This is a genomic window from Streptomyces polyasparticus (assembly GCF_014493765.1).
In the GTDB taxonomy this organism is placed as follows: domain Bacteria; phylum Actinomycetota; class Actinomycetes; order Streptomycetales; family Streptomycetaceae; genus Streptomyces; species Streptomyces polyasparticus.
The window spans coordinates 197,115-221,221 of sequence record NZ_JACTVJ010000010.1; the positions used below are offsets into that span (position 1 = coordinate 197,115).

The following is a 24,107-nucleotide window of genomic DNA, read 5'->3' on the forward strand; positions in this document are numbered from 1 at the left end:
CTCAGTCCTTGTGCAGGGGGTCGGCCGACGGGGCGTCGAGCTCGTCGGGCCTTGGCACGGCTCCCAGGGAGTCGAAGCGCTTCATCCGTTCGAGCACCGCCTCCGCCGTCGGCCGCTCCATCTCGTCGACAATCCGTCCGTCACCGAGGAACAGCACCAGATCCGAGTGCGCCGCGGCGCCCGGGTCGTGCGTCACCATGACGACGGTCTGGCCGAGTTCGTCCACGGCCTCGCGCAGGAAGCCGAGCACTTCGAGCCCGGCGCGCGAGTCCAGATTTCCCGTCGGCTCGTCCGCGAAGATCAGCTCGGGGCGCGAGGCGAGGGCCCGCGCGCAGGCCACGCGCTGCTGCTGGCCGCCGGACAGTTGCGCCGGGCGGTGCTTGAGGCGGTCCCGCAGCCCGAGTGTGTCGATCACGCGCTCCAGCCATTCGGCGTCGGGCTTGCGTCCGGCGATGTCCATCGGCAGCGTGATGTTCTCGCGGGCGTTGAGGGTCGGCAGCAGGTTGAACGCCTGGAACATGAAGCCGATCCGGTCCCGGCGCAGCCGTGTCAGCTCGCGCTCGCGCAGTCCGGTGATCTCGGTGTCGCCGAGCCACACCTGTCCCGCGGAGACCGAGTCGAGGCCGGCCAGGCAGTGCATCAGGGTCGACTTGCCCGAACCCGAAGGGCCCATCACGGCGGTGAACCGGCCCCGGGCGATGTCGACGTCGACCGCGTCGAGCGCGAGCACGGTGGTCTCGCCCGATCCGTACGCCTTGGTCAGCCCGCGGGCCCTTGCCGCGATCCTGTCCGGTTCCGCGAGGTCGGTGGGATGTGCTGCTGACGGTGTGGACAAGGCGTCTCCCGGGCTCCGGTCCGTCCCCAACTCCCGTACGAGCGCAGAGAGTAGCCGGATCGGGTGTCCATCCGGTATCCCTCCGAAGTCGGGCATCGCAGGCGGATGTAAGGGCCATCTGTATCCACCGCCGGCGGCTCTTGCCAGTGCTAGCGCCCCGGCGCTAGCTTGGTGGTATGCCGAAGACTCAACTCAACGTCCGCGTGGACGAGGAGACCGCCAGGGCCGCCCGGGAGCGCGCCCTGGCCCGCGGGATGAGCGTCAACCGCTACATCGAGGAACTCGTCCGCCAGGACGCCGGCGAAGTGGGACGCACCTTCGTGGAGTCGGCCGCCGACTTCATGAAGAGCTATGAGTCCGTGTTCGCCGAGGAGTTCGGCCCGGAGCGCACCCGGCCTTGACTCTGAAGATAGACCTCGCCTGGCTGCTGATGGTCGCCGAACAGAAGACCCCCGGCGACCCCCAAGTCACCGACTGGGGCTCCCTGGTGGCCGCGGTCAGCCGCCACGAAGCGGAGATATTCGGCGTCCCGGTCTACGACGACCCGCATCTGCGCGCCGCCGCCCTGCTCCAGCAGCTCCTGCACATCCCGGCCCTGGAACGCTCCAACGCCATGTTCGCCTGCGCCGTCGCGTATGCCTACCTCATGGCCGACGGCCAGAAGGTGATCACCTCGGCAGAACAGGTCCGCGACCTCGCCCGCTTGGTCAAGTCCGGGGAGGCCGGCATCCAGCAGATCGCGAGGGAGCTGCGGGGGTGGAGCGGGTAGGGCTTGACCGGCGGATCTTGTCGCGGACGCGGGGTCTGGCACGCCGATCTGATTCGCCGGGCACGCCCTACCAGCAAGGTGGATTTTGGCGGTCCGGCCTGCACGGGACCGTCCAAGTCCCATGGGGCGTCTTCGTTTCCGGGACGCGCAGCTACTCCTTTCGGGCACCAGCCGACGGGCGCCGGCAGATGCGCCTTGAGCCGCACCCACTCCGCGTTCTTCAGATCGCCTCGCCCCGCATCGACAACAACGAGACGGCAATTCGACAGGGACATGATCTGCCGGATAGAACCTAAGCGTGACGGGCGTCGGCCCCGCCGGTCACCGCGGCTGCTGTTCCGCGATCGCCGCCCAGTCGTCCGCGCCGTGGCCGTCCGTGATGGTCTGGTCGAAGACCGTGCGCAGTAGTTCGCCGATCGGGAGTGGGACGGCGTGGGTGGCTGCGGCGTCGAGGGCGAGGTGGAGGTCCTTGCGGCCCAGGGTCGTGGTGAAGCCGGCCGGCTGGTAGCGGCGTTCGGCGATCATCGGTCCGTAGCCGGAGTGGACAGGGCCTGGGAAGAGGGTCGAGGTCAACAGGTCGACGAGCTGTCCCGAGTCGACGCCGGCGGCTTCCGCGAGACTGACCGCCTCGCCCAGCGACTGGATGGCGCAGGCGATCAGGTAGTTGCCGAGGATCTTCACGATGTTCGCCTGCTCGGGGCGGTCACCCAGGCGCCACGTCCGCGAGCCGATGACGTCGAAGAACGGCTGCACGCGGTCGATCAGTTCCGCCTCGCCGGCGGCAAGGATGTTGAGCGCCCCGGCTTCGGCGACCGGGACACGGCCGAAGACCGGTGCGGCCACGTACCCGACACCGTGCTCGGCGTGCACCTCGCCCGCCCGGCGGGCCAGGTCGGCGCTCACCGTGGCGAGGTTGACGTGCACGGTCCCGGCCGGGGCCTGGGCGAGAACGCCGGAGTCGAGGAACGTCTGCGTGACGGCCCGGTCGTCGGACAGGAGTGAGAAGACCACCGGCGTCCGCAGGGCCTCCGTGACGGAGGCGGCGCGCCTGGCGCCCGCCGCGACGAGCTCCTCCGCGGGCGCGTCGGAACGGTTCCACACCACGACGTCATGGCCGGCCTTCACGAGGTTGTGCGCGATGGGCCTGCCCATCGCTCCCAGACCGACGACCGCGATGCTGCGCATGGAGAGCCCTTCCGACCAGCCAACTGAACCATCTGCACCGTCTGAACCGTCTGAACCGTCTGAACCGGTTCGATGATGGCATGGGGCTACCATTCTGTCGAACCGCTTGAACCGGTTCACCCCAGGTGGTCGCACTGCGAAGGTGGGAAATGACCGAGGACGTACGACGGGTGTTCCGGATGGACAACGAGGTCCTGGCCTTCCGGTTCACGGCCACGGTCAGCGACCGGGCGGGCGCGCAGCCGAGGGAGCGGCTGACCGGCCCCGCACGCCTGACGATGTGGCTGCGGGCCACCGGGTTCGACGTCGCCGACGTGGCACCGGCCGACCTGGCGGCCGCCGTCGCACTGCGCGAGGCGATCTACCGCATCGGGTCGGCGATCGCGGCAGGGAAGCGGCCGGATTCCAAGGACGTCCGCATCCTCAACAAGGCCGCTTCCAGCGGACAGGCGAAGGCCGCGCTGGAACAGGGACGCGCGCAATGGCACCTCACCGACACGGCGCCCGTCGGTGACGCCCTCGGCGTCCTGGCCACGGATGCCATTCACCTCCTCGGAGGCCCCGACCGCCACCGCGTCAAGAACTGCGAAGGCCCCGGATGCGCGGGGCTCTACCTCGACACCAGCCGCGCGGGCAACCGCCGTTGGTGCTCCATGAACACCTGCGGCAACAAGGTCAAGAAGGCGCGACTCGCCGCGAGCTGACGCAGCAGCGCCGCGTGCGGCACGGGCCGTCCGCAGCGCCAGGAAATCTGTCGCTCCCCGCTGCGGCGGGACCGTACTGTCACCCGTATGAAGCTGCTCTCCGTCAACATCGGCCGACCCCGTCCCAACCCGTGGAAGGGACTCCGCTCGACCGGCATCGACAAGCGGCCTGTCGACGGTCCGGTAGCCGTCACCGCTCCCGGACCCAAAGGCACAGGCGCGGTCGGCCTCGCGGGCGACCGCGTCTACGACGTGAAGCACCACGGCGGCGTGGACCAGGCCGTCTACGCGTACGCCCGCGAGGATCTCGACGGATGGCAGGCCGAGCTGGGGAGACCGCTGGCAGGCGGCGCCTTCGGAGAGAACCTCACGACCCTCGGTCTCGACGTCAACGGCGCCCTGATCGGCGAGCGTTGGCGCATCGGGTCCACGACGGTCCTGGAGGTCTCGTGCGCACGCATCCCTTGCGCGACGTTCCAAGGCTGGCTGGAACGCGAGGGCTGGATCAAGCAGTTCACGCAGGCCGCACGGCCGGGCGCGTATCTGCGGGTGATCGAGCCCGGCGAGATCTGCGCAGGCGACCCGGTCGAGATCGTGCACCGGCCCGCCCACGACGTGACCGTCCAACTCGTCTTCCGCGCCACGACCCGCGAACCGGATCTGCTGCGCCGGCTCCTGGCCGCCGACGCGCTGCCGCAGGAGATCAAGGACCTCGTGCGCAAGCGCACCACCGACTAGCCTGCGGCTCCGGCGGCGCAGCGCGCGGACCTCAGCCCTTCGGCGCGTACGCCGTCGGCGGCACCCCGACCGTAGCCGTGAAGTCCCGTACGAGATGCGCCTGGTCGGCGTAGCCCAGCTCCGCCGCGAGCCGGGCCCAGTCGACCGCCGTGTCCGACGCGGCGCGCTCCAGGGCCTCGTGGATGCGGTAGCGCAGGATGACCCACTTCGGGCCCACCCCCACGTACTGCGCGAACAGCCGCTGCAGCGTGCGCAAGGACATGCCCTCCGAGCGGGCGAAGGCCCCGGCCCGCAGGATCGTACGGTCGGTGCGGATACGGTCCACGAGGCCGATCGCGAGTTCCGCCTGGGGATCGGGCCGCGGTTCGCGCGCCAGCAGGAACGCGTCGAGGGCCGCCACCCGCCCCGCGTCGTCGGCAGGCGCGAGCACCGACGCGACCGGATCACCGTCGAGCTCTCCGAAGACCTCCGCGAGCGGCAGCCGCCGGCCCGTCCACTCCGAGACGTGCGCGTCGGGCGCGAAGGGCCGGAAGCCGCCCGGCCGGAACTGCACCCCGCACACCCGTCCCCTGCCTTCGAGCTTCTGCGTGAACAGTTCGAGCCCGATGCCCGCCACCTCGCCGTACGAGCGGTCCTCGAAGCGCTGAAAGACGACGTTCACCGACGGATGCGGGACGACATGCGAGGCGAACGGCTCGGGCAGATCCCAGTCGATCAGCCAGTAGTGCTCCAGATACGGGCGCAGCTCGGGGGCGGCCGGCTCATGGCGGCGGAACCGTACGCGCGAGAGCAGCTCGGCCGGATCGAGGATGCCTCGGGTGTCCCTGCGCGGAGCTGCCATGCCGCCGAGTCTAGAAACCGGCGTGACGCCTTTCTACAAGAAGCCGCCAAGCCCCCGGCCGTAGCCTCGCGGTATGAACCAGCAGAACCAGCAGATCAGCGAACTGATGACCGTGGCCGGCGAGCGGGCTTCGGCGGTCCTGGACGGCATCGAGGACGGGCAGCTGGGCGCACCTACGCCCTGCGCCGAATACGACGTACGCGCGCTGGCGAACCATCTTCTGCATGTGGTCGTCCAGTTCCAGGCCCTCGCCGCCAAGCAGATCCCCGATTTCTCCACAACCCCGGACTACATCGGCGAGGACCCGGAATGGCGCAAGCGTTTCGCCGCGGAGGTCCACCGCCTCGCGCAGGCCTGGGCCGCACCGGGCGCCCTCGAGGGCGTCACCGGGATGATGGACATGCCCGCGCCCACCGTCGCGCGGATGGCGCTCGGCGATCTCGTGGTGCACGCCTGGGACCTGGCCGAGGCCACCGGCCAGACCTACGCGCCCGATCCTGCCGTGGTGGCCGACGTGGCCCCGGCCTTCGCCGAACTCGCGCCCGGCGGACGGCAGATGGGCGTCTTCGGCGACCCCGTCGACGTGCCGGAGAACGCCTCGCCGCTCGACCGCCTGCTCGCCCTGACGGGCCGTGACCCGCAGTGGACGTGCGCGTAGAACGCGTCAGCTCCGGACGGCCGTACCGATCACGCAGTACGAGGTCGGCAAGCGCAGCCGGGACGGCGGGATCAGGAAGTCACGGGACGCGGTGATCTCGAATCCCGCGTCCCGCACCGAGATGACCGGCTCGCGCCCCACATGGCAGCCGCCGAACAGGCGCGGCCACACGGTCGCGTCGAGACCCCGCTGGAAGGTGACCATCGCCCGGCTCTTGGGCGCCCGCCCGTGCTCGAAGAACCGCAGCTCACCGCCGGGGCGCAGCACGCGCCGCGCCTCCGCGAGTGCGCGGGGCACATCGCGGACGCTGCACAGGACGAGCGAGAACACCGCCGCGTCGAAGGCCTCGCTCTTGACCGGCAGCGCCTCGGCCGCACCGGGCACCACATCGACGGGAACCTCGGCCCGCAGAGCGGCCTCGACGGCCAACTGGCGCAGATGGCGCTCCGGTTCGATCGCCACGACCTCGGAGACGGCCGAGGGGTAGTGGGCGAAGTTCAGTCCGTTGCCGGCACCGATCTCGATGACCCGGCCGCTGAGACCGGCAAGCAGCTCCTTGCGGTGGGCGGCGATGAGTTTCTCGGCTGCGAGGCTCTGCTTCTCGTAGAAGCGCGCGAAGATCGGGTGGTGCACGGCGTCCTTGGGCACGTTTCCGGAGCGCGACGGCATTCTGCCTCCTCGACCGTAAGGGCTTAGGCCGATTGTCCCCCTGCGGAGGCCGATTCCGACCCCGCAGGGCGCGCGCTCTCGCTGACGAAACAGAACTCGTTGCCCTCGGGGTCCGCCATCACCTGGAAATCCCCGTACGCGTCCGTGACGGTCTCACCGATGCGCCGGGCGCCGAGCGACTCGGCCTCGGCGACCGCGGCGGCGAGTCCGCCCCCGTCGAGGTCGAGATGCAGTCGGTTCTTCGCGGCCTTCTTCTCCGGGACGCCCTGGAAGGCGATCCGGACGAATCCGGGCACGTCGATATACGACCAGTCGGGAGTGCGGTCGACCGGCTCGGCGTCGAGCAACGCGGCCCAAAAACGGACCAGTTGAGCAGGTTCGATGCAGTCGAAGACGATTTCCTCGATACGTGCGCGCATATCGGCAGCCTAGACGTCTTGATCGCGGGCTGCGCTCTGTCGGGAGCCGGTCAGTCCGCCAGTCGGGCCAGAGCCAGGGTGTGGGCGTGCTCCAGGGCGTCGGCGGCGGTGCAGGCCACATCCGGCTGTACGCCGGTGCCTTCCCAGTTCGTGCCGGATATGGGGTTGATGGCGCGGCCCGTGGGGATCGTGGCCTCCAGGTGCGGATGCACCGTCCAGCCTTTGCACGGATGCGCGGCGCCACGGGTGCTCTCGCCGACGATCACGGCGCGGCCGAGCTGCTGCAGGTTGTACGTCAGTTCCTCGGCGGCGGAGAAGGTGGCGCCGCTGGTCAGCACGTACACCGGCTTGCTGCCGCCGAAGCGGGCGCCGGGCACGTACGGCAGGCTCCAGGCCTGATCGGTGCGGTCGCCGGCACGCCAGTACATGGAGTTGAGGTGGGTGCGCTGGTCGAGCAGGTAGCTGCAGACGAAGGCGACCGTGTCCGGGGCGCCGCCCAGGTTGGCGCGCAGGTCCAGGATCAGCGCCTTGGCCCGGGAGACGAGGGTGAGCGCGGCGCTCAGCGGTTCGGCGGCCCACTCCAGCGGAAACAGCATGGGAGTCAGCTCGAGTACGGCGACTTCTCCGTCGCGCAACTCCACGCGGGGTACGCCGCCCAGCGTGGTGTCGAACTGGCGGCGCATGGCCTTGAGGTTGGCCGCGCCCTGCTCGGCCGGCACCTGGTCGGCGTGGTACTTCAGCCTCAAGTGCCGGTCGGAGTTGACGGATTGGAGGTCCGCGGTGACCAGACCGGCGAGCTTCTCGGCCTCGTCGACGTCGTAGGCGCCGTCGGCGAGGCGCTGCCGCAGCAGACCGGCGACCTGCTCGGCTGTCTCGGGGAAGACGTAGTGCTCGGTCAGCAGGCGGATCGTCTCGTCGATGACAGGGGCCGGCCGAAGTTCTGTAACGGTCGTCATGAGGGGAAAGTAGATCATCATCTGGCCGAAAACGTCCGGGAGTTTACGGCTTCGGCCATGCCCGGTCAGCCTGCCACTGTGCCGCCGGGCCTGCGGACAGGAGAGGTCACGCGGGGACGCCCAGCGGCGGGTGCTCGAGCACGCGGGGCTTGTACTCGACCAGCTGGATGCGGCCGTCGAAGGTGCGGTGGTCGGTCATCTCGAGGGCGACGTCCGGATAGCCGTCGTAGATGCGTTCCTCGCCCGTGGCCCCGGTGATGACGGGGAACATCACGACCCGGAAGCGGTCGACGAGTCCGGCGCGCAGCAGGGACCGGCTCAGGCTGAGGCTGCCGATCGTGCTGAGGAGCCCTGTGCCGTTCGCCTTCAGGGCGCGGACCGTCTCCACGGCGTCGTCGCGGATGAGCGTGGAGTTGGCCCAGGTCAGCGGGTCCTTGAGCGAAGAGGAGAACACCAGCTTGGTCGCTTGCGTGAGCTCGTCGACGGAGGCCTCCTCCTCCGGCCGGAACTCGTCCTGACCGCTCGGTACCTCACCTGCGGCGAAGCCCGACATCAGACGGTACGTGGTGGCGCCCATCAGGTACGTGGCCGCGGGCTGTTCGCCGAGCCATGCGAGGTACTCCGGGCCTTCGAGGCCCCAGAAGCCCGGCCAGCCTTCCCCCGAGGCGTAGCCGTCGAGGGAGGTGATGAAGTCGACGAGAAGCTCCGACATGGCAGTGTCCTTTCCTTGGGTGTCACCAGGGTGGACCGGCCACGGGCCGCAAACTCATCGCCCGCGCTGCGGGCGATCGAGAAAATCCGGTCAGCCCTGCCACGTACCGCCGAGCCGCGGCGCGAGCCAGGAAGCGGCGCGGACGCGGAAGGCCGACGGATCGAGCGCGCCGGCGCCCTGCGGCAGCGCGCCGAGCAGCGGTGCCTCGGCCACCACCGGCAGGTCGGTGAGGTTGCAGCGCTCCGCGAGCCCCGGCTCGGGCGGCATGCTGCCGACCACCACGCCCTCCTGGACCAGACCGCGCGCCCGCAGCGCCTCGCCGGTCAGGGCCGTCGCATTGAGCGTGCCGAGCCCGGCCGGGGCGACCACCAGGACGGGAGCGCCGAGCAGCCGGGCCGTATCGGCGAGGGTGCTGCCGGCGTCGTCGAAGCGGACGAGCAGTCCGCCCGCGCCTTCGACGAGCACGAGGTCGTGTGCGGCGGCCAGCTTCGCCGCGGCTTCGGCCACCTCGGCGGGTGTCACCACGGGCAGGCCCGCGCGCCGTGCCGCCGTCGCCGGTGCCAACGGCTCGGGGTAGCGGGCGAGTTCGAGCCCGGTGACGCGGCCCGCGAGCCGCTCCACCTCGGCCACATCGCCCGCCTCACCGGGGGCGACCCCGGTCTGCGCGGGTTTGAGCACGGCCACGGAGCGTCCCGCGGCCAGCGCCACCGCGGCGAGCGCCGCGGTGGTGACCGTCTTGCCGATCTCCGTTCCGGTGCCCGTGACGACGAGAACGTTCTCGGGAACTGCCGGCATCTCAGCCCTCCTGCGCGGCCGCGACCACCGCGCGGCAGATCCGGGCGATGTCCTCATCGCCGGTGACGTACGGCGGCATCGTGTACACGAGGTCGCGGAACGGCCGCAGCCACACACCCTCACGGACCGCCGCCCGGGTCGCCGCGGCCATGTCCACGTCGTGATCGAGCTGAACCACACCGATCGCGCCCAGGACGCGTACGTCCCATACGCCCGGCAGGTCGGCCGCGGGGGCGAGGCCTTCGCGCAGCCCGTACTCGATGCGCTTGACCTCGGCCCGCCAGTCCTGGCCGAGCAGCAGCTCGATCGAGGCGCAGGCCACCGACGCGGCCAGCGGATTGCCCATGAACGTCGGGCCGTGCGCGAGCACCGGCACCGCGCCGCGCGAGATGCCCTCGGCGACACGGGAGGTGCACAGCGTCGCCGCCATCGTGAGATAGCCGCCGGTCAGCGCCTTGCCCACGCACAGCACATCCGGGGTGACGCCCGCATGCGAGGCCGCGAACAGCTCTCCCGTACGGCCGAAGCCCGTGGCGATCTCGTCGAACACCAAGAGCACGTCGTGCGCGTCGCAGGCCTCGCGAAGCACCCGCAGATACGCGGGGGAGTGGAAGCGCATGCCGCCCGCGCCCTGCACCACCGGCTCGACGATCACGGCGGCCGTCTCGGCGGCGTGCTCGGCGACGGTGTCGCGCAGGACCTGGGCGTACGCCTCCTCGAACTCTGCAGGCGGAGCGGGCGCGAACACCTGCCGGGGCAGCGCACCCGACCACAGCTCGTGCATCCCGCCCTCCGGATCGCACACCGACATGGGATGCCAGGTGTCCCCGTGGTAGCCGCCGCGCCAGGTCACCAGGCGCTGCTTCTCGGGCCGGCCGAGCGAGCGCCAGTACTGCAGGCACATCTTCTGCGCGACCTCGACCGACACCGATCCGGAGTCGGCGAGGAAGACATGCTCCAGGCCGTCCGGCGTGATGTCGACGAGCAGCTTGCTCAGACGGACGGCGGGCTCGTGGGTGAGCCCGCCGAACATGACGTGGCTCATCCGGTCCAGCTGGCCGCGCGCCGCCTCGTTGAGCACCGGGTGGTTGTAGCCGTGGATCGCCGACCACCACGAGGACATCCCGTCGACCAGCTCCTCGCCGCCGGCCAGCTTCAGGCGCACCCCGTTCGCGGACTCCACGATCAGGGGTTCCTGGCGGCCGGGCATCGGACCGTACGGGTGCCAGACATGGCGCCGGTCGAGGGCGAGGAGCTCGGCGGGGGACAGGTCAGGCATTGGGCGCGAGATCCGTTCCGGCGCCGCGGCGGCGCACCGCGACCAGGTCGGTGCGGGCTTCGGGGACGGACGGCTCTCCGGGGACGGACGGCTCTTCGGAGGCGCCGCACGGGCCGCAGCCGCCACCGTGCGAGCCGCATCCCGACGACTCGTGGGACCCGCAGCCGGCCGACGCGTGCGAGCCGCAGCCTGCCGCCGCCACGTCCGTGCGGTGCTCGGGCAGCGTGGTGGTCCCCGCGCCCTCCACCTCGAACCCGGCGTCCGCGATCATCTCCAGGTCGGCCTTGCCGGCCTGGCCCTCACTGGTCAAGTAGTCGCCCAGGAAGATGGAGTTGGCCAGATGCAGCGCGAGCGGCTGCAGGGTGCGCAGATGCACCTCGCGCCCGCCCGCGAGCCGCACCTCGACATCGGGGCAGACGAACCGCACCATCGCGAGGATCCGCAGGGCGCGCTGCGGGGTGAGGTTCCACTCCTTGGCGAGCGGGGTGCCCTCGAAGGGGATCAGGAAGTTCACCGGCACCGAGTCCGGGTCGAGCTCGCGCAGCGCGAAGACCACGTCGACCAGGTCCTCGTCGCTCTCGCCCATGCCCGCGATCAGACCCGAGCAGGCGGACAGTCCCGCGGCCTGCGCCTGCTGCACGGTGTCCACACGGTCCGCGTACGTGTGGGTCGTGGTGATCTCGCCGTACGTGCCCTCGGAGGTGTTGAGGTTGTGGTTGTACGCGTCGGCACCCGCGTCGCGCAGCCGGTCGGCCTGGCCCGCGGAGAGCAGCCCGAGGCAGGCGCAGACCTCGACGCCCTCGTTCTGCTCCTTGATCGCCTCGATGGTCTTGGACACCCGGTCCACATCGCGGTCGGTCGGCCCGCGGCCGCTCGCCACCAGACAGACCCGCTTGGCGCCGCCGGCGACCCCGGCGGCCGCGGCCTTCGAGGCGTCCTCCGGCTTCAGCCAGGTGTACTTGAGGATCTCGGCCTTGGAGCCAAGACGCTGCGAACAGTAGGAGCAGTCCTCGGGGCAGAGCCCGGACTTCAGATTGACGAGGTAGTTCAGCTTCACCCGGCGCCCGAACCACTGGCGGCGCACCTTGCCCGCGGCGGCGACCACGTCGAGCAGGTCCTCATCGGAGGTGGCGAGCACGGCGAGTGCCTCTTCGCGGGTCGGCAGCTCGCGCCGAAGCCCCTTGTCCACGAGCGTGTTCAGCAGGTCCATGAGTGCAGATCCTTGCTTACGCGAGCGCCCCCGGCCAAGTAGGAACCGCACAACAGTGGCCGTCCCAGGTGTGGGTATTGCCACACGCTGACCTCGGGGGAGTGCGGCTAGTGTCTGTGGACTGCCGACAAAGACGAGCGGCACCTTCCCGGGCACCCGCGAGGCATGGCGCCGAGCGCCCGGAAAGCACGCTCCCGAGCACCCGAGGACGTCCGGATGGACACGCCAGCGCACCCGCACGCTGACCCCTTCGCCCGGCTCGACGAACAGGCCGAGGTGCGCCGCGCCGCCGGACTTGTCCGCACCCTGCGCCCGCGCCCGGCCGACTCCCCGCTGCTCGACCTCGCGAGCAACGACTACCTGGGCCTGACCCGCCACCCCGAGGTCGTCGAGGGCGCGGCGGCGGCCGCCCGCACCTGGGGCGCCGGTGCCACCGGATCGCGGCTCGTGACGGGCACGACCGAGCTGCACGCGGAACTGGAGCGCGAACTCGCCGTGTTCTGCGGTTTCGAGGCCGCCCTCGTGCTGTCCTCGGGGTATGCGGCGAACCTCGCCGCCGTCACCGCGCTCGCCCCGCACGGCACCCTGATCGTCTCGGACGCCGGCAACCACGCCTCCCTGATCGACGGCTGCCGGCTCGCCCGCGGCACCACCGCCGTAGCCGCGCACAACGACCCCGAAGCGGTCCGCAAGTCCCTGGACACCCACCGCGGACCCGCCCTCGTGGTCACCGACTCGGTCTTCTCCGTCGACGGCGACCGTGCTCCGCTGGCCGAACTGGCCTCCGTATGCCGGGAGTTCGGTGCCGGACTGGTGCTCGACGACGCGCACGGCCTCGGAGTGCTCGGTGACGCGGGTCGCGGCGCCGCGTACGCGGCCGGCCTCGCGGGCGCTCCGGACGTGGTGGCCACGGTGACCCTGTCCAAGTCGCTCGGCAGCCAGGGCGGCGCCGTGCTCGGCCCCGCCAAGGTGATCCAGCACCTGGTGAACGCCGCCCGCACCTTCATCTTCGACACGGGCCTCGCACCCGCCGCGGCGGGCGGTGCCCTTGCCGCGCTGCGGCTGCTGCGCCGCGAACCCGCCCGTGCGGCGCGCGCCCGCGAGGTCGCCACCGCGCTGCACACCGGGCTCACCCGGGCAGGCCTGGAGGCCGTACGCCCCGACGCCGCCGTGGTCTCCGTACGGGCGCCCTCGCCCGACGAGGCGGTCGCCTGGGCGGCCGACTGCCGCGCCGCGGGCCTGGTCGTCGGCTGTTTCCGGCCGCCGTCCGTGCCGGACGGCATCTCGCGGCTGCGGCTCACCGCCCGCGCCGACCTGAGCGAGGCCGAGATCGCAGACGCGGTACGGACGATTGTCCGTACCGCGCCTCATCGCAGGTGATTTCCAGGTGAGTTGCCCGTTCTGCTCGCCGGGCTCAGAGCTCCTTGCCTCGGACGGCGTCGAGGAAGGCGTTCCAGGCCGCGGGAGCGAAGAGCAGGGCGGGACCCGCCGTGTCCTTCGAGTCGCGTACGGCGAGCAGTCCTGACAGCGTGCCCGTACTGAGCGGCGCTGTCTCCACACAGTTGTTCATTCCGGTGCTGCGGCTGCTGCGCCGCCATCGGAGGTCGTGCTGGGCTCTGTTCAGAGAGGTACTGGAGAGAACGTTCCGAGGCAGTGCAGTCATCGTGCCTCCTTACGCGCCATCACCGATCCCGGTGAGGTATTCCAGGCTGTCCTCGGTCGAAAGGGCCTGTTCCTGCAGGGAGTTGAAGGCCTCGCTGTATGCCTTGAGGTCTTCTTTCCGTTCCAGATAGAGGCTACTCGTCAAATGGTCGAGAACAACCACATCCAGATCAGCAATGTTCGGGAACGAAAAAATAAGAAAGGGGCCGGTGAGGCCGACGTGGCCCCCCGCAGCGAAGGGGAGTACCTGAAGTGACACATGAGGCAGTTGTGCCACTTCGGTCAAATGTCGCAACTGGCGCCCCATGACGCCGTATCCGCCGACCGGCCGGCGCAGCACGGCCTCGTCGATCACCGCGCTCACCTCCAGCGGAGGATCGCCGCGCAGCACGTCCTGGCGCGCGAGCCGTACTTGCACCAGCTCATCGACCTGACCGTCCGGCAGCCCGTCCAGGGCGGCCCGCGTGACGGCCCGCGCGTACTCGGGCGTCTGGAGGAGGCCGGGCACCACCGTGGTCTCCAAGGTGCGCACCCGGCAGGCCTGCGATTCGAGCGAGATGAAATCGCGATACGCAGGCGGCAGTAATCCCTTGTACGCATGCCACCACTGATGGCGTGCGGTCCGGTCGCCGTCCGCCCCCGCCAACGCCTCGAACAGCGCCCGCAGTTGGGGGTCGCGTACGCCGTAGACGTCGAGCAGCACCCCCACGTCCGCCGGCTTGGCGCTGGACGTGCCGGTCTCTATTCGGCTGACCTTCGACTGGTGCCAGCCGACGAGCTGGGCCACCTCGCCGCTGGTTAGTCCTGCGCGGTCGCGCAGCGCACGCAGCTCGGCGCCCAGCTTGCGGCGCCGTACGGCGGGCCCGTACTTCATGGCAGGCTCCTTCCGGTCGACGGGTCAGTCTCGTCGATGGGTCAGTCTCGCTCCCAAATACGTTCTTCCGTAGCAGAGTTCACCGCTTCGAGCGACAGATATATGCATATCTTGGGGGATCGGCACGTGTTGGCGGTTGGGTAGTGGCAGTCTGGCGCGAAGCACCAGTCCGGGGTTCTCCGTGATTCAGGTGATTCGTTCATTCCGGCCAGTCTTGCGCCGGGAGTTCGACCCCGGTGGGAAAGGGACAACGTCGCCATGGCAGATCACCAGGAAGCATCCGTCACGCTGCCGAGCGACCCCGCCTCGGTGTCCGCGGCGCGGAACTATGTGCTCCATGTGCTCTCGGAGTGGGGGTTGCCGGGTGACACGGAGGCGGCCGACACCGTCCGCCTGATCGTCTCCGAACTGGCCACCAACGCCGTCCAGCACACCTTCGGCCAGTCGCCCACGTTCACGGTGGACGTGGAGCTGGAACGCGACGAGCAGCTGCGCATCGGGGTGACCGACAGCCACCCCCGCTTCCCCAAGCGGCTGCCCGCCGCGGTCCAGCAGGACAACGGGCGCGGCATGGTCATCATCCGCTGGCTCACGGCCGAGTGCGGCGGTCGCCTGTCGGTCAACGCGACGGCGGAGGGCGGCAAGACGGTGTGGATCGCGCTGCCGTGGACGGCGCCCGTGCAGAGCTGAGCTCGGGGCGGGCGGGGCGGTGCTGCGGTTCGGTGCGTGGCGAGCTTTGAGGCCGTACGAGGTGTGACGAGGTCCGAGCGTCAGCTCGTACGAGGTCCGGGCGTCAGGTCCTACGAGGTCCGGGCGTCAGGTCCTACGAGGCGTGACGAGGCCCGACTCGTAGGCGAGGACCACGAGTTGGGCGCGGTCGCGAACGCGCAGTTTGGTCATGGCCCGGTTGATATGGGTCTTCGCGGTCAGCGGACTGATCACCATGTGGTCGGCGATCTCGTCGTTGGACAGCCCCTGCGCGGCGAGCGCGACCGCTTCCCGTTCGCGGCCGGTGAGTTCGGTCAGACCCGTGCCGGCCGCCGCGGGCGTACCGGGGAGCGGCTGGGCGACGAAGCGGTGGATCAGCTTGCGCGTGATCGAGGGCGCGAGCAGCGCGTCCCCGCGGGCCGCCACCCGTACGGAATGCAGCAGGTCCTCCGGCAGGATGTCCTTGACCAGGAACCCCGCGGCGCCCGCGCGTAGGGCATCAAGGACGTACTCGTCCATGCCGTAGTTGGTCAGGATCACCACGTGCACCCCGGCGAGGGCCGGATCCGCGGCGATCTGACGGGTGGCCTCGATGCCGTCGAGCACCGGCATCTGGATGTCGATCAGGGCCACGTCGGGCAGATGCCGCCGTACGAGCTCCAGGCCCTCCTGGCCGTCGGAGGCCTCGGCCACCACCTCGATGTCGTCCTCGAGGTCGAGCAGTGCGCGGAAGCCGCTGCGGATCAGCCGCTGGTCGTCGACGAGCAGCACTCGGATGGCACTCATTGCGTACGCTCCACGGGGAGTTCGGCCAGGACACTGAACCCGCGCTCGGCGCGTGGCACGGCCTGCAGCCGGCCGCCGAGTGCGGTGACGCGTTCGCGCATGCCGAGCAGTCCGAGGCCGGACTCGGGCGGGCTGTCCGGGCTCGCCTTGCCGTCGTCGTCCACCTGGACGGTCAGCGCCCCGGGACGGTGCTCGACGCGGACGGTCGCGGTGGAGGCGCCGGAGTGCCGTACGACGTTGGTCAGCGCCTCCTGCACGATCCGGTAGGCGGTACGGCCCACGGCCGCCGGGACGTCTCCGCGGGTGCCCTCGACGGTCAAGGTCGCCTCGAGACCGCCGCGGCGGACCCGTTCCACCAGCTCCTCGATGTGGTCGAGACCCCGGGGCGGCGCGGTGTCGTCGTCGCGCAGCGCCTCCAGGGTGGCGCGCAGCTCACGGGTCGCCTCGCGGCCGGCCTCCTGAATGGCCAGGAGCGCCTCGGAGACTTCCTCGCCGCGGCGGCGCGCCACATGCACGGCCACTTCGGACTGCACCTTGATGATCGAGATCTGATGGGTGAGCGAGTCGTGCAACTCCCGTGCGATATGCAGCCGTTCCTCGTCCGCACGCCGCTCCGCGGCCTCCTCGCGGCCGCGTTCCGCCTCCTCGGCACGCCGTTCCGCCTGCCGCAGCGCCTCACCCGCGGCGAACGCGGCGATCAGCCAGGCCGCTTCGAGCGTGCCACGGGCCTGCGCGAGCGCCTCGCTCGCGGGCCCGTCGTGGAAGGCGAGGGCCGACACATGCAGGACGAGCACGAGCGCGACGGACCCGATCACGGTGACGGCATGGTGGCCGGCGCGCACCGCGCCGTACACCGCGACGAGATAGGCGACGGACAGCACCTCGAACCCGGCGGCCTGATAGCCCACCGCGCACAGCCCGGTCACGGCGAGCACCGCGAGCGGCGCCCGGCGGCGCGCCGCCAGCGCGAGACCGCCGGCCGCGAGCAGCGCACAGCCGATCAGGCCCGCGGCCCCGTCGGGGGCGGGGCCTGCCAGGCCTGTCCCCACCAGGAGTGCCGCCACGGCGAGGGCGAGCAGCCAGTCCCTGACACCTGCGGGGACACGCAAGCGTCCGATGTCCATGCGCGCACCCTAGCCCGCCGTCCCGGGGCGGCGAGTCGTGCTGCCGAAGGAGCGATCGGCTACCACGGCTGCGGTATGCGGGGCGGTTCTGCCACGGGTGCGGCAGCGCGAAGTGTCTGCGTCTGCGGGACGCGGCGGGCCTGGTCCCGCGGGCACTCTCGAAGCAGCTCGACCGGCGGAACACCGCCAGGAAAGCCCAACTGACGCAGCCCACTGGGGAGAAGCCATGAACACTGCACAGGCACTGACACTGGCCGCCGAAGGCGGAGTCATCGGCGACGGACGTACGGGCGCCAACCTCGCCCTCGGCGTGGGCCTGCTCGGCGTGGCCCTCGGCTGGCTGGCCCTGTCCCGCGTCCGGGGCCGCATCCGCTTCGGCAACGCACGGACCACCGGCCTCTCCGCGCTCGCCGTGGGCCTGGCCGGCACGTTCCTCGCCGTGCTGCACCTGGCCACCTCCGACGGCGGTCCCGGCACCGGCAACGGTCAGGTCGGCGCGGTCCTCGCCGTCCCGCTCGGCCTGGTCGCCATGGCCTTCGGCGCCCGCGTCCTGTCCCGCATCCGCGGTGGAGCCCCGGTCCGCGGGTGACGCCGGTGCGGCCTCCGCGTCGCCGGGCTCCGTCCGCCAGGGCGGGCCCGGCCTCGTGACGCACCGGCCGCGCTCATCCCAAGGCGGTCCGCACTCATCCCGAACCGGTCCGCCCGAAAGCCCCTCGCAAAAGCGCCCGCAGCGTCCCCGCCGCGGCATCCGACTCGTCCGCCCGGTGCACCACCGAGATCGTGCGCCGCAGCGCCGAGGCCTCGAGCCGCCGTACGCCCACGGGAGTCGACGCCATCCGCGCCACCATGTCCGGCACGACCGCCACCCCGAGCCCCGCACTGGCCAGCGCGCAGACCACGCCGTACTCCGGGGTCTGCAGCACCACCGAAGGCACCGCACCGGCCGCCGCGAGCGCCGCCTCCACGCCGCGCCGCCGCGGATGGTCCGGCGCCATCGAGATCAGCGGCTGCCCGGCCAGGTCCTCAAGCGGCAGCCGGTCGGCGCCGGCCGTGAGCACATGGCCCGGCGCCGTCACCAGGACCAACTCCTCGACGAGCAGCACCTCCGCCCGTACGGAACGGGGCAGCGGCTCCGCTTCGCCCGGCTCGTAGGTGTGCGTCAACGCCAGGTCCACCTCGCCGTCGGCCACCGCCGTCACGCCCGCGGGCGGCTCGAACTGCGTGACGGCAAGCTCCACATCCGGGTGCGCCCGCCGGAACGCGCTGAGCGCAGGCGGCAGCAGATGGACCCCCGCCGTGGGAAAGGTCCCGATCCGCAGCCGGCCCCCGGACAGGCCGGACAGCTGCGCCAGTTCGTGCCGTGCCCGGTCCAGTTCGTCGAGCACCCGCCGCGCCCGCGCCACGAGCAGCTCACCGGCGGCTGTCAGGCGTGCGCCGCGATGGTGCCGTACGAGCAGCGTGGTGCCTGCCTCCCGCTCCAGTTTGGCGAGCTGCTGGGAGAGCGCGGGCGCGGTGTAGCCGAGGCGCTGGGCGGCCCGGGTGATCGAGCCCGCCTCGGACACGGCGACCAAAGCGGCCAGTCGCGTCGGGTCGTACATGCCCCCACCCTAAAGCAATGCTTAAGGCAGACCATGAAGATTGCAAGTACCTGCTGAAGGCTGTACGGCGGCAGGCTGAGCACCATGGATGCCACGCTCCTTGCCTTCACCCTGCTCGCCGTGGGCCTGGTCGCCCTGCCCGGTGCGGACTTCGCCGTCGTCGTGCGCGGTGCCCTCGCCTCACGCAGGGCCGGGCTCGCCTGCGCCTTCGGGATCGCCGCCGGGCTGCTGCTGCACACGGTGCTCGCGGTGGCCGGGGTCGCGGCGGTGCTCGCGACCCTGCCCACGCTGTTCCGCGCGCTGCAACTGGTCGGCGCCGCCTATGTGCTCTACCTGGGAGTCCAGGCCCTGCGCTCGCTGCGGCGCCCGCGCACCGACGCCCCCGGCGAGTCGGCCGCCCTGCCCCGGCTCACCGCGGCGGCGGCCCTGCGCCAGGGCTTTCTCACCAACGCCCTCAACCCCAAGGCGTCGATCACGTTCCTGAGCATCCTGCCGCAGTTCGTTCCCGATCAGGGGTCCGCGCTGCCGCGCACGCTGCTGCTCGCCACGATCGTGGTCGTCATCGCGCTGCTGTGGTTCCCGATGGTCGCGCTGCTCGTCGACCGCCTCGGCCGCTTCCTTCGCCGGCCGCGCGCCGCACGCGCCGTCGAGGCCGTCACCGGGATCGCCCTCACCGGGCTCGGACTCGGGCTGCTCATCGCGCCGTTGACGGGCTGAGTGCCTGTCCCCCGTGAACGGGGGACAGGCCTCGCGCAGTCAACTCAGTTCAACGGAGGGGCCGTTCAGCGCACCCGCCCGTACCACACGCTCCTGGTCCAGATTTTCTCCAGACGCACCTTGGAGCCGGGCTTGGGGGAGTGCCAGATGCGGCCCTTCCCCGCGTATATGCCGACGTGGTAGACACTCCGGCCCGAGTGGAAGAACACCAGGTCGCCGTGCTTGCGCTGGCTCGCCTTGATGTGCCGGGTCTTGTTGTACTGGGCCGCTGCCGTACGTGGCAGCTTCTTGCCCGCGCGCTTGTACGAGTAGAGCGTCAGTCCTGAGCAGTCGAACCGGCGTGGCCCCGTGGCCCCGTACTTGTACGGAGACCCCTTCTTCGACGCCGCGATCTGGACGGCCTTCGTGGCCGCTGTGGCGGCCTCGGCCTGGTCTGTTGCTCCTGGTACGAGAACGGTGCCGCCGACAACCGCGAGCGTCAGCGCCGAAGCACTGCCGGCCCGCGTGATCAGAGACGGAACACGATGACGCGCAGTCATGCGCAACCCTTCGTCAGCCGCCTGTGAAGGATGACCTGTCGGATTCGGGCCAACGAAGATGCCCGGCCGCCTTCCCGTCACGGCTCGACTGCCGCGCCGGTACGGCGACTTCACCCCAAGGGGCGCCTGGACCTTTCGGCCCTCCGCCCCGTACTGCTCGGGTCCTCCACTCCTGCCGGTCCACCGATGTCGACCTGGCATCCGGGCAGCGGCAGGACTCGGCGTCCGCCCGGACCGCCCCGCCGCTGTGGCGGGGGCTTGTCGTCGGAAGGGATCTTCACGCACGGCACGGGCGATTTCCGACTAGAAACGGCTGTTTGTGAGGCTCCTCACGGCTGACCCGTTCGGGTGGACACGGGTCGGTGACGCGCAGAGATCGGCGCCGCGACGACCCGCGTACCAGCGGCGGAATGAATCATTCCGGCTTGCGCGTACAGGACTTGCGCAACTCCGCTCGTACGTACATCAGTAACGTGGCTACGCCAAAAGGGGGAGCGTGACTAGTCCTGACGGAGGCGTGCGCAGACGCCCCGCACCCCCTCGCGGTGGCCGCCCCTCACCTCCCGGCGGCAGGCGGCACCGCGACGCGCCCGCTGCGCCGCTCCCCGTCGAGGGTGCGCAGCGCCCGCGCGAGGGTCGCGGCATGCACCTCGCTCTCCCCGCGGCGATGCATCGCGTCCAGTGCCTCGCGCAGTTCCACCGCCTTCGTGACCAGGGCTTGTGCGGCGCGCAGCCCGCTGTAGGTGTCACGCCCGCGGGCCGGATTGATCCGGCCGAGCAGATCCACGACTTCGAGATAGCGGTCGATCAACTCGCCCTCGGCGCGCGTCAGTGCGGGCAGCGGCGGCGGTTCGGGTGGCCACACGCACGCTCACCCGCCTTCGCCGGCACGGGTCCTGCGGTCCGGCACGATCCGGTCGACCAGGCCGTACGCGAGCGCCCCGGAGGCGTCCAGGATCTTGTCCCGCTCGATGTCCGCGGAGACGGCCTCGCGGGTCCGCCCGGTGTGCCGCGCGAGCATCTCCTCGAACTGGGCTCGGGTGCGCAGGAGTTCATCCGCCTGGATCGCCAGATCGCTGGTCTGCCCCTCGACGGGCTCGGTGAACCGCGGCTGGTGCAGCAGCACCCGTGCGCCGGGCAGCGCCGCCCGCTTGCCCGGCGTGCCGGCCGCGAGCAGCACGGCCGCGGCGGACACGGCCTGTCCCAGGCAGACCGTCTCCACATCGCAGGAGACGAAGCGCATCGTGTCGTAGACGGCGCTCATCGCACTGAACGAGCCGCCGGGGGAGTTGATGTAGAGCGAGATGTCCCGCTCGGGCGCCGCATGCTCCAGATACATGAACTGCGCCATCACGTCATTGGCCGCGGTGTCGTCAACGGCCGTCCCGAGAAAGACAATCCGCTCCTCGAGCAACTTTGCATACGGATCCTGGGTCCGCACCCCTTGGCTGGTCCGCTCGCTGAACTCCGGCAGGACATGACGACCTGCCGGGCCGGCTCCCATCTGGTGCATGGCATGCCTCCGCGTCAGAGGTCGGCGCGGGAGACCGCCCGCGCCGTTCTGTAAAAAATGTACAGGACGTACGTGACGTTAGAATGGGGTCATGGCCTACGAGATTCCGGTGACGCAAGCCCGGGCAGAGCTTGCCGATCTCATCAACCGTGTGGTGTACGGCGGTGAACGCGTGGTCGTCACCCGGCACGGCAAACCGTTGGTCGCGCTGGTCTCGGCCGAGGATCTGGGGAAGCTGGAGGCCCTGTCGGCGGCCGAGGGGGAGCCCGTGGTCAGCGCGGTGTCACAGGTGGCACCGGCTGCGCCGTCCTCCGCGGAGCAGCAGCGTTTCGGGATCGCGGCGGAGCACCGCGGGCACGGCGCTTCCTAGCGGCACGCGGCACTCGGTGCTCAGACGAGAGTGATCGGATGGGTGAGCGCGGCGACGTCCCCGCTGGGGTGAGGGACCTCGATGCGGACGAACATCGACTCCTTCGCGGTCGTGTCCCACCGCACCGGATCCGTCCCGCCGCGGGGGACAGGCGCTTGATGCACCTTTCCTCGATCGGTGTGGAAGCTGACGGTCCCCTCCGGTACGCCTCGCGCGGCGGCCTGAACTTCGGCCCGCCCGCCGTGAGTTGTCAGCTGTTCGCCCACCCCGACCACCAGACAATCGACCTCGGCCTCGGCGGTGAAGGTCACCTCCACATCCGCCGACTCGGCGATCCAACTGTGGCCGGCACGGATACCCGTCAGGATCGCCCCGGTGTTCAACCCCTCGGCGAAGACCACGGTGTGAGGGGTCCCGATCTGTACATCCAGGTGGGTGTCGCTGTTGCCCATGGCCGGTCGCCACGAGCCCGTGCGCAGGTCCGTTGCGAGGCTGCGCCCCCACTCCGCCAAGGTGGCCTCGTTGTCCGCGTTCCAAGGCCGGTTCGAAGTCCACAGTCCGTTCCAGACCTCCACCACGTCGAAGCCCCGTATGGGGAACTGGAAGTCGCCCGACGGATAGGGCGCGTGAGGGTGTGCGGCCACGCACAGCCCGCGGCGTCGATGGACCTGGTCCAGGTGCTGGTCGATCGGCCCATCCCTGGCCTGATGGTTCCAGTCGACGACCTCGCCGGGTTCGAGGCCGAGCGCGAGCCAGTGTCCGGTCTTTGTCGTCACTTCCTCACCGAGCATGATCAGGAAGTCGGCGGCGGCCAGATGGCCCCACACACCGGCTCGCGCAGCCGAGTTGTGCTCCGTCGTCGCCATGAAGTCGAGCCCGGCAGCCCGAGCCTGAGCGGCCAGTTCCTCGGGATCGAGCTCCCCGTCGGAATGGACCGAGTGGACATGGCAGTCCCCTCGGTGCCACGCCGCCCCGCGTCCGGTCGCCTGCCTCGGCGGGTATCCCAAGTGCGGTAAGGCGCCCGGCAGTTCAGCCACACCCGCACCCGCCGCAACCTCCACCGCAACTGTCGTCGCCCCCGCCCCCACAGCCCCCGCCACTCGCGGCCGTGGATCCGCCCGCGGTCCCCGCGGCCGTCTTCTTGGCGCGGGCCCGGGCCAGTTCGTCCCGGAGGCGGTCCGCGCGGGCCGCGTTCTCGCGGACCCTTGCGCGGCGTGTGCGTTCGTGGGCCGTGCCGTCGACCGGCTGCCACGGGCCCAGGCCGTGGCGGCGGTGCGCGAGCAGTGCGGCGGTGGTCACGCTCAGGCTCATCTGGCCCGTTTCCTGGCGGGGTTGGTAGGCGATGGAGGCATACGCGACGACGATCTCGGCGCCCTCGTGGACGGGACCGTAAAGGACCGCTTCGAAGGGCTCGGCGGCCGGGTCGACGCTGTGGTGTCCGTCGCCGATGCCGTACGAGGAGCTGCTGCCGAGCAGCCGGGCGGCCCGGCAGGTGTCCCGGCTCCCGACGGTGTAGCAGATCAGGGGGTGGCCGGCCGGGGCGGCGGCGTCGGGGTGTATCCAGTGGCGGCCGTCGGGCGCGATCCGGATGCCCACGCGCAGGGCGGGGTGCCTATGCGCCTCGTGCAGCCGGCGCGCGGCCCGGTAGGTGGTCAGGCCCCTGCCGTACAGGGTGCTGCCGAGGACGAGGAACAGCAGCGCGGCCGTCTGTTGCCCCACGGCGTCGTACCCGTCCCCGGTCAGGTCCTCGACCAGCGCGGCGATCACATGGCCCGCGGCGATCAGGCAGAACACCAGCCCGGTGTAGAACAGGGCGTGCCCGCGATAGCCGTCCGACTCGGGCGCCCGCTCGGGCAGCGGGAAGCGCCGAGGTCCGGCCGCCGCCAGGAAGAGTGCGCGTTGCCTGCGCCGGGCCCGCAGGCACAGAAAGCTTCCGGCGAACGCCCAGGCGCACAAGGCGAGGACGAGCAGATGCCCGACCCGCTCACCGCCGCCGTTCGCCGAGGCGAGCGAGTACCCCGTGTCCACCGCGACGACCGTGGCGGCCGCCCCGGCCGGGACCGGCAGATGGCGATACCAGAAGGGCAGGGCCGCAAGGAGTACCGCGCCGGGATACCGCAGCCAGTCCGTACCGGCGTCCGCGCCGCCGTGCCACCCGGCGGAGGAGGACGTGAACGCCGACGTCAGCACGTACGAGAGGAGCACGAGGGCCGCCGCGGCCCAACTCCCGGCGACGGGCGCGAAGATCGCCGGAACCCGGGCGCGCCGCCACTGCTCGGCGTCGCCCGCACTCCAGGTCCCCACCTCGGCTTCGGGCAGTGCCGCCACGGGCAGCTGTTTCACACGATCGTCGCGCGGCCTGAGCACTCGCATCGCCAGTTCCCCCGGCTTCCCCCCCACGCGCCTCCCGTCCAGGCGCCCCGGCCAAGTGTTCCCGCCGGCGCCG

Annotated in this window: 30 protein-coding genes; 10 read left to right on the top strand and 20 right to left on the bottom strand. The window is 71.0% G+C overall.

Annotated elements, in window-relative coordinates; all coding sequences use genetic code 11:
• Nucleotide 1 precedes the first annotated feature (1 nt).
• Nucleotides 2–835, bottom strand: a complete 834-nt coding sequence (locus H9Y04_RS20340; protein WP_236071130.1) for an ABC transporter ATP-binding protein — start codon at nt 833–835, stop codon at nt 2–4.
• A 176-nt stretch (nt 836–1,011) separates the two neighbouring features.
• On the opposite strand from H9Y04_RS20340, the gene H9Y04_RS20345 reads away from it, so the two are divergent.
• Nucleotides 1,012–1,236, top strand: a complete 225-nt coding sequence (locus tag H9Y04_RS20345) for a toxin-antitoxin system HicB family antitoxin (RefSeq protein ID WP_187815358.1) — start codon at nt 1,012–1,014, stop codon at nt 1,234–1,236.
• Between the two features lie 29 nt (nt 1,237–1,265).
• Complete coding sequence (locus H9Y04_RS20350) at nt 1,266–1,604, top strand: fic family toxin-antitoxin system, toxin component (protein ID WP_187815702.1); 339 nt, start codon at nt 1,266–1,268, stop codon at nt 1,602–1,604.
• Nucleotides 1,605–1,925: 321 nt separating this feature from the next.
• Here H9Y04_RS20350 and H9Y04_RS20355 read toward each other — a convergent pair whose 3' ends face one another.
• Entirely contained in the window at nt 1,926–2,789 is an 864-nt protein-coding gene (locus H9Y04_RS20355; RefSeq protein WP_187815359.1) for an NAD(P)-dependent oxidoreductase, read from the bottom strand.
• Between the two features lie 149 nt (nt 2,790–2,938).
• Between H9Y04_RS20355 and H9Y04_RS20360 the strand changes: the two genes are divergently transcribed.
• The gene (locus H9Y04_RS20360) at nt 2,939–3,493 is read left to right on the top strand and encodes a CGNR zinc finger domain-containing protein (RefSeq protein ID WP_187815360.1); all 555 of its coding nucleotides are present in this window, start codon (nt 2,939–2,941) and stop codon (nt 3,491–3,493) included.
• An 87-nt stretch (nt 3,494–3,580) separates the two neighbouring features.
• On the top strand, nt 3,581–4,231 hold the full coding sequence (locus tag H9Y04_RS20365; protein WP_187815361.1) for an MOSC domain-containing protein: 651 nt from the start codon (nt 3,581–3,583) through the stop codon (nt 4,229–4,231).
• Nucleotides 4,232–4,262: 31 nt separating this feature from the next.
• Here H9Y04_RS20365 and H9Y04_RS20370 read toward each other — a convergent pair whose 3' ends face one another.
• Nucleotides 4,263–5,072 carry an AraC family transcriptional regulator gene (locus tag H9Y04_RS20370; RefSeq protein ID WP_187815362.1) on the bottom strand — a complete coding sequence of 270 codons (810 nt, stop codon included), beginning with the start codon at nt 5,070–5,072 and terminating at the stop codon, nt 4,263–4,265.
• A gap of 73 nt (nt 5,073–5,145) precedes the next feature.
• Here H9Y04_RS20370 and H9Y04_RS20375 point away from each other — a divergent pair, with 73 nt between their 5' ends.
• Nucleotides 5,146–5,730 carry a TIGR03086 family metal-binding protein gene (locus tag H9Y04_RS20375; protein WP_187815363.1) on the top strand — a complete coding sequence of 195 codons (585 nt, stop codon included), beginning with the start codon at nt 5,146–5,148 and terminating at the stop codon, nt 5,728–5,730.
• A gap of 6 nt (nt 5,731–5,736) precedes the next feature.
• Here H9Y04_RS20375 and H9Y04_RS20380 read toward each other — a convergent pair whose 3' ends face one another.
• The 7 genes from H9Y04_RS20380 to bioB all read right to left on the bottom strand — a co-directional run bounded on the left by H9Y04_RS20380 (nt 5,737) and on the right by bioB (nt 11,770).
• Nucleotides 5,737–6,399: a class I SAM-dependent methyltransferase gene (locus H9Y04_RS20380; RefSeq protein ID WP_187815364.1), complete on the bottom strand. Its 663-nt coding sequence runs from the start codon at nt 6,397–6,399 to the stop codon at nt 5,737–5,739.
• Nucleotides 6,400–6,422: 23 nt separating this feature from the next.
• Entirely contained in the window at nt 6,423–6,818 is a 396-nt protein-coding gene (locus tag H9Y04_RS20385; protein ID WP_187815365.1) for a VOC family protein, read from the bottom strand.
• Between the two features lie 50 nt (nt 6,819–6,868).
• Nucleotides 6,869–7,774, bottom strand: a complete 906-nt coding sequence (locus H9Y04_RS20390) for a S41 family peptidase (RefSeq protein WP_187815366.1) — start codon at nt 7,772–7,774, stop codon at nt 6,869–6,871.
• A gap of 106 nt (nt 7,775–7,880) precedes the next feature.
• Nucleotides 7,881–8,486, bottom strand: coding sequence for a dihydrofolate reductase family protein (locus H9Y04_RS20395; protein WP_187815367.1), 606 nt, complete (start codon nt 8,484–8,486; stop codon nt 7,881–7,883).
• Nucleotides 8,487–8,576: 90 nt separating this feature from the next.
• Entirely contained in the window at nt 8,577–9,281 is a 705-nt protein-coding gene (gene bioD / locus H9Y04_RS20400) for a dethiobiotin synthase (RefSeq protein WP_187815368.1), read from the bottom strand.
• Nucleotide 9,282: 1 nt separating this feature from the next.
• On the bottom strand, nt 9,283–10,560 hold the full coding sequence (locus tag H9Y04_RS20405) for an adenosylmethionine--8-amino-7-oxononanoate transaminase (RefSeq protein ID WP_187815369.1): 1,278 nt from the start codon (nt 10,558–10,560) through the stop codon (nt 9,283–9,285).
• Entirely contained in the window at nt 10,553–11,770 is a 1,218-nt protein-coding gene (bioB, locus tag H9Y04_RS20410) for a biotin synthase BioB (protein WP_187815370.1), read from the bottom strand. Before bioB ends, H9Y04_RS20405 begins: the two co-directional genes overlap by 8 nt.
• Before the next feature lie 216 nt (nt 11,771–11,986).
• Between bioB and H9Y04_RS20415 the strand changes: the two genes are divergently transcribed.
• Nucleotides 11,987–13,150 carry an 8-amino-7-oxononanoate synthase gene (locus tag H9Y04_RS20415; RefSeq protein WP_187815371.1) on the top strand — a complete coding sequence of 388 codons (1,164 nt, stop codon included), beginning with the start codon at nt 11,987–11,989 and terminating at the stop codon, nt 13,148–13,150.
• Nucleotides 13,151–13,184: 34 nt separating this feature from the next.
• Here the strand turns inward: H9Y04_RS20415 and H9Y04_RS20420 are convergent, their stop codons facing one another.
• Both H9Y04_RS20420 and H9Y04_RS20425 read right to left on the bottom strand, forming a co-directional pair.
• Nucleotides 13,185–13,433: a DUF397 domain-containing protein gene (locus H9Y04_RS20420; protein WP_187815372.1), complete on the bottom strand. Its 249-nt coding sequence runs from the start codon at nt 13,431–13,433 to the stop codon at nt 13,185–13,187.
• 9 nt (nt 13,434–13,442) lie between these two features.
• Nucleotides 13,443–14,306, bottom strand: a complete 864-nt coding sequence (locus tag H9Y04_RS20425) for a helix-turn-helix domain-containing protein (protein ID WP_187815373.1) — start codon at nt 14,304–14,306, stop codon at nt 13,443–13,445.
• Between the two features lie 258 nt (nt 14,307–14,564).
• On the opposite strand from H9Y04_RS20425, the gene H9Y04_RS20430 reads away from it, so the two are divergent.
• Nucleotides 14,565–14,996: an ATP-binding protein gene (locus tag H9Y04_RS20430; protein ID WP_187815374.1), complete on the top strand. Its 432-nt coding sequence runs from the start codon at nt 14,565–14,567 to the stop codon at nt 14,994–14,996.
• 126 nt (nt 14,997–15,122) lie between these two features.
• On the opposite strand, the gene H9Y04_RS20435 is transcribed toward H9Y04_RS20430, so the two are convergent.
• Nucleotides 15,123–15,800 carry a response regulator gene (locus tag H9Y04_RS20435; RefSeq protein ID WP_187815375.1) on the bottom strand — a complete coding sequence of 226 codons (678 nt, stop codon included), beginning with the start codon at nt 15,798–15,800 and terminating at the stop codon, nt 15,123–15,125.
• Nucleotides 15,797–16,924, bottom strand: coding sequence for a sensor histidine kinase (locus tag H9Y04_RS20440; RefSeq protein ID WP_187815376.1), 1,128 nt, complete (start codon nt 16,922–16,924; stop codon nt 15,797–15,799). The genes H9Y04_RS20435 and H9Y04_RS20440 overlap by 4 nt, the downstream gene beginning before the upstream one ends.
• A gap of 226 nt (nt 16,925–17,150) precedes the next feature.
• On the opposite strand from H9Y04_RS20440, the gene H9Y04_RS20445 reads away from it, so the two are divergent.
• The gene (locus H9Y04_RS20445) at nt 17,151–17,513 is read left to right on the top strand and encodes a DUF6223 family protein (RefSeq protein WP_187815377.1); all 363 of its coding nucleotides are present in this window, start codon (nt 17,151–17,153) and stop codon (nt 17,511–17,513) included.
• 94 nt (nt 17,514–17,607) lie between these two features.
• On the opposite strand, the gene H9Y04_RS20450 is transcribed toward H9Y04_RS20445, so the two are convergent.
• Entirely contained in the window at nt 17,608–18,522 is a 915-nt protein-coding gene (locus H9Y04_RS20450; protein ID WP_187815378.1) for a LysR family transcriptional regulator, read from the bottom strand.
• Between the two features lie 84 nt (nt 18,523–18,606).
• Between H9Y04_RS20450 and H9Y04_RS20455 the strand changes: the two genes are divergently transcribed.
• Nucleotides 18,607–19,239: a LysE family translocator gene (locus H9Y04_RS20455; protein ID WP_187815379.1), complete on the top strand. Its 633-nt coding sequence runs from the start codon at nt 18,607–18,609 to the stop codon at nt 19,237–19,239.
• A 65-nt stretch (nt 19,240–19,304) separates the two neighbouring features.
• On the opposite strand, the gene H9Y04_RS20460 is transcribed toward H9Y04_RS20455, so the two are convergent.
• The 3 genes from H9Y04_RS20460 to H9Y04_RS20470 form a co-directional block, all read right to left on the bottom strand.
• A complete protein-coding gene (locus H9Y04_RS20460) occupies nt 19,305–19,778 on the bottom strand; it encodes a C40 family peptidase (RefSeq protein ID WP_187815380.1) in 474 nt (157 codons plus the stop codon).
• 556 nt (nt 19,779–20,334) lie between these two features.
• Entirely contained in the window at nt 20,335–20,643 is a 309-nt protein-coding gene (locus tag H9Y04_RS20465; RefSeq protein WP_187815381.1) for a hypothetical protein, read from the bottom strand.
• Between the two features lie 6 nt (nt 20,644–20,649).
• Complete coding sequence (locus H9Y04_RS20470; RefSeq protein WP_187815382.1) at nt 20,650–21,291, bottom strand: ATP-dependent Clp protease proteolytic subunit; 642 nt, start codon at nt 21,289–21,291, stop codon at nt 20,650–20,652.
• Nucleotides 21,292–21,382: 91 nt separating this feature from the next.
• Between H9Y04_RS20470 and H9Y04_RS20475 the strand changes: the two genes are divergently transcribed.
• A complete protein-coding gene (locus H9Y04_RS20475; protein WP_187815383.1) occupies nt 21,383–21,661 on the top strand; it encodes a type II toxin-antitoxin system Phd/YefM family antitoxin in 279 nt (92 codons plus the stop codon).
• A 20-nt stretch (nt 21,662–21,681) separates the two neighbouring features.
• Here the strand turns inward: H9Y04_RS20475 and H9Y04_RS20480 are convergent, their stop codons facing one another.
• Both H9Y04_RS20480 and H9Y04_RS20485 read right to left on the bottom strand, forming a co-directional pair.
• A complete protein-coding gene (locus tag H9Y04_RS20480; protein WP_308801049.1) occupies nt 21,682–22,722 on the bottom strand; it encodes a CehA/McbA family metallohydrolase in 1,041 nt (346 codons plus the stop codon).
• On the bottom strand, nt 22,691–24,004 hold the full coding sequence (locus H9Y04_RS20485; protein WP_187815384.1) for a hypothetical protein: 1,314 nt from the start codon (nt 24,002–24,004) through the stop codon (nt 22,691–22,693). Before H9Y04_RS20485 ends, H9Y04_RS20480 begins: the two co-directional genes overlap by 32 nt.
• Between the last annotated feature and the right edge of the window lie 103 nt (nt 24,005–24,107).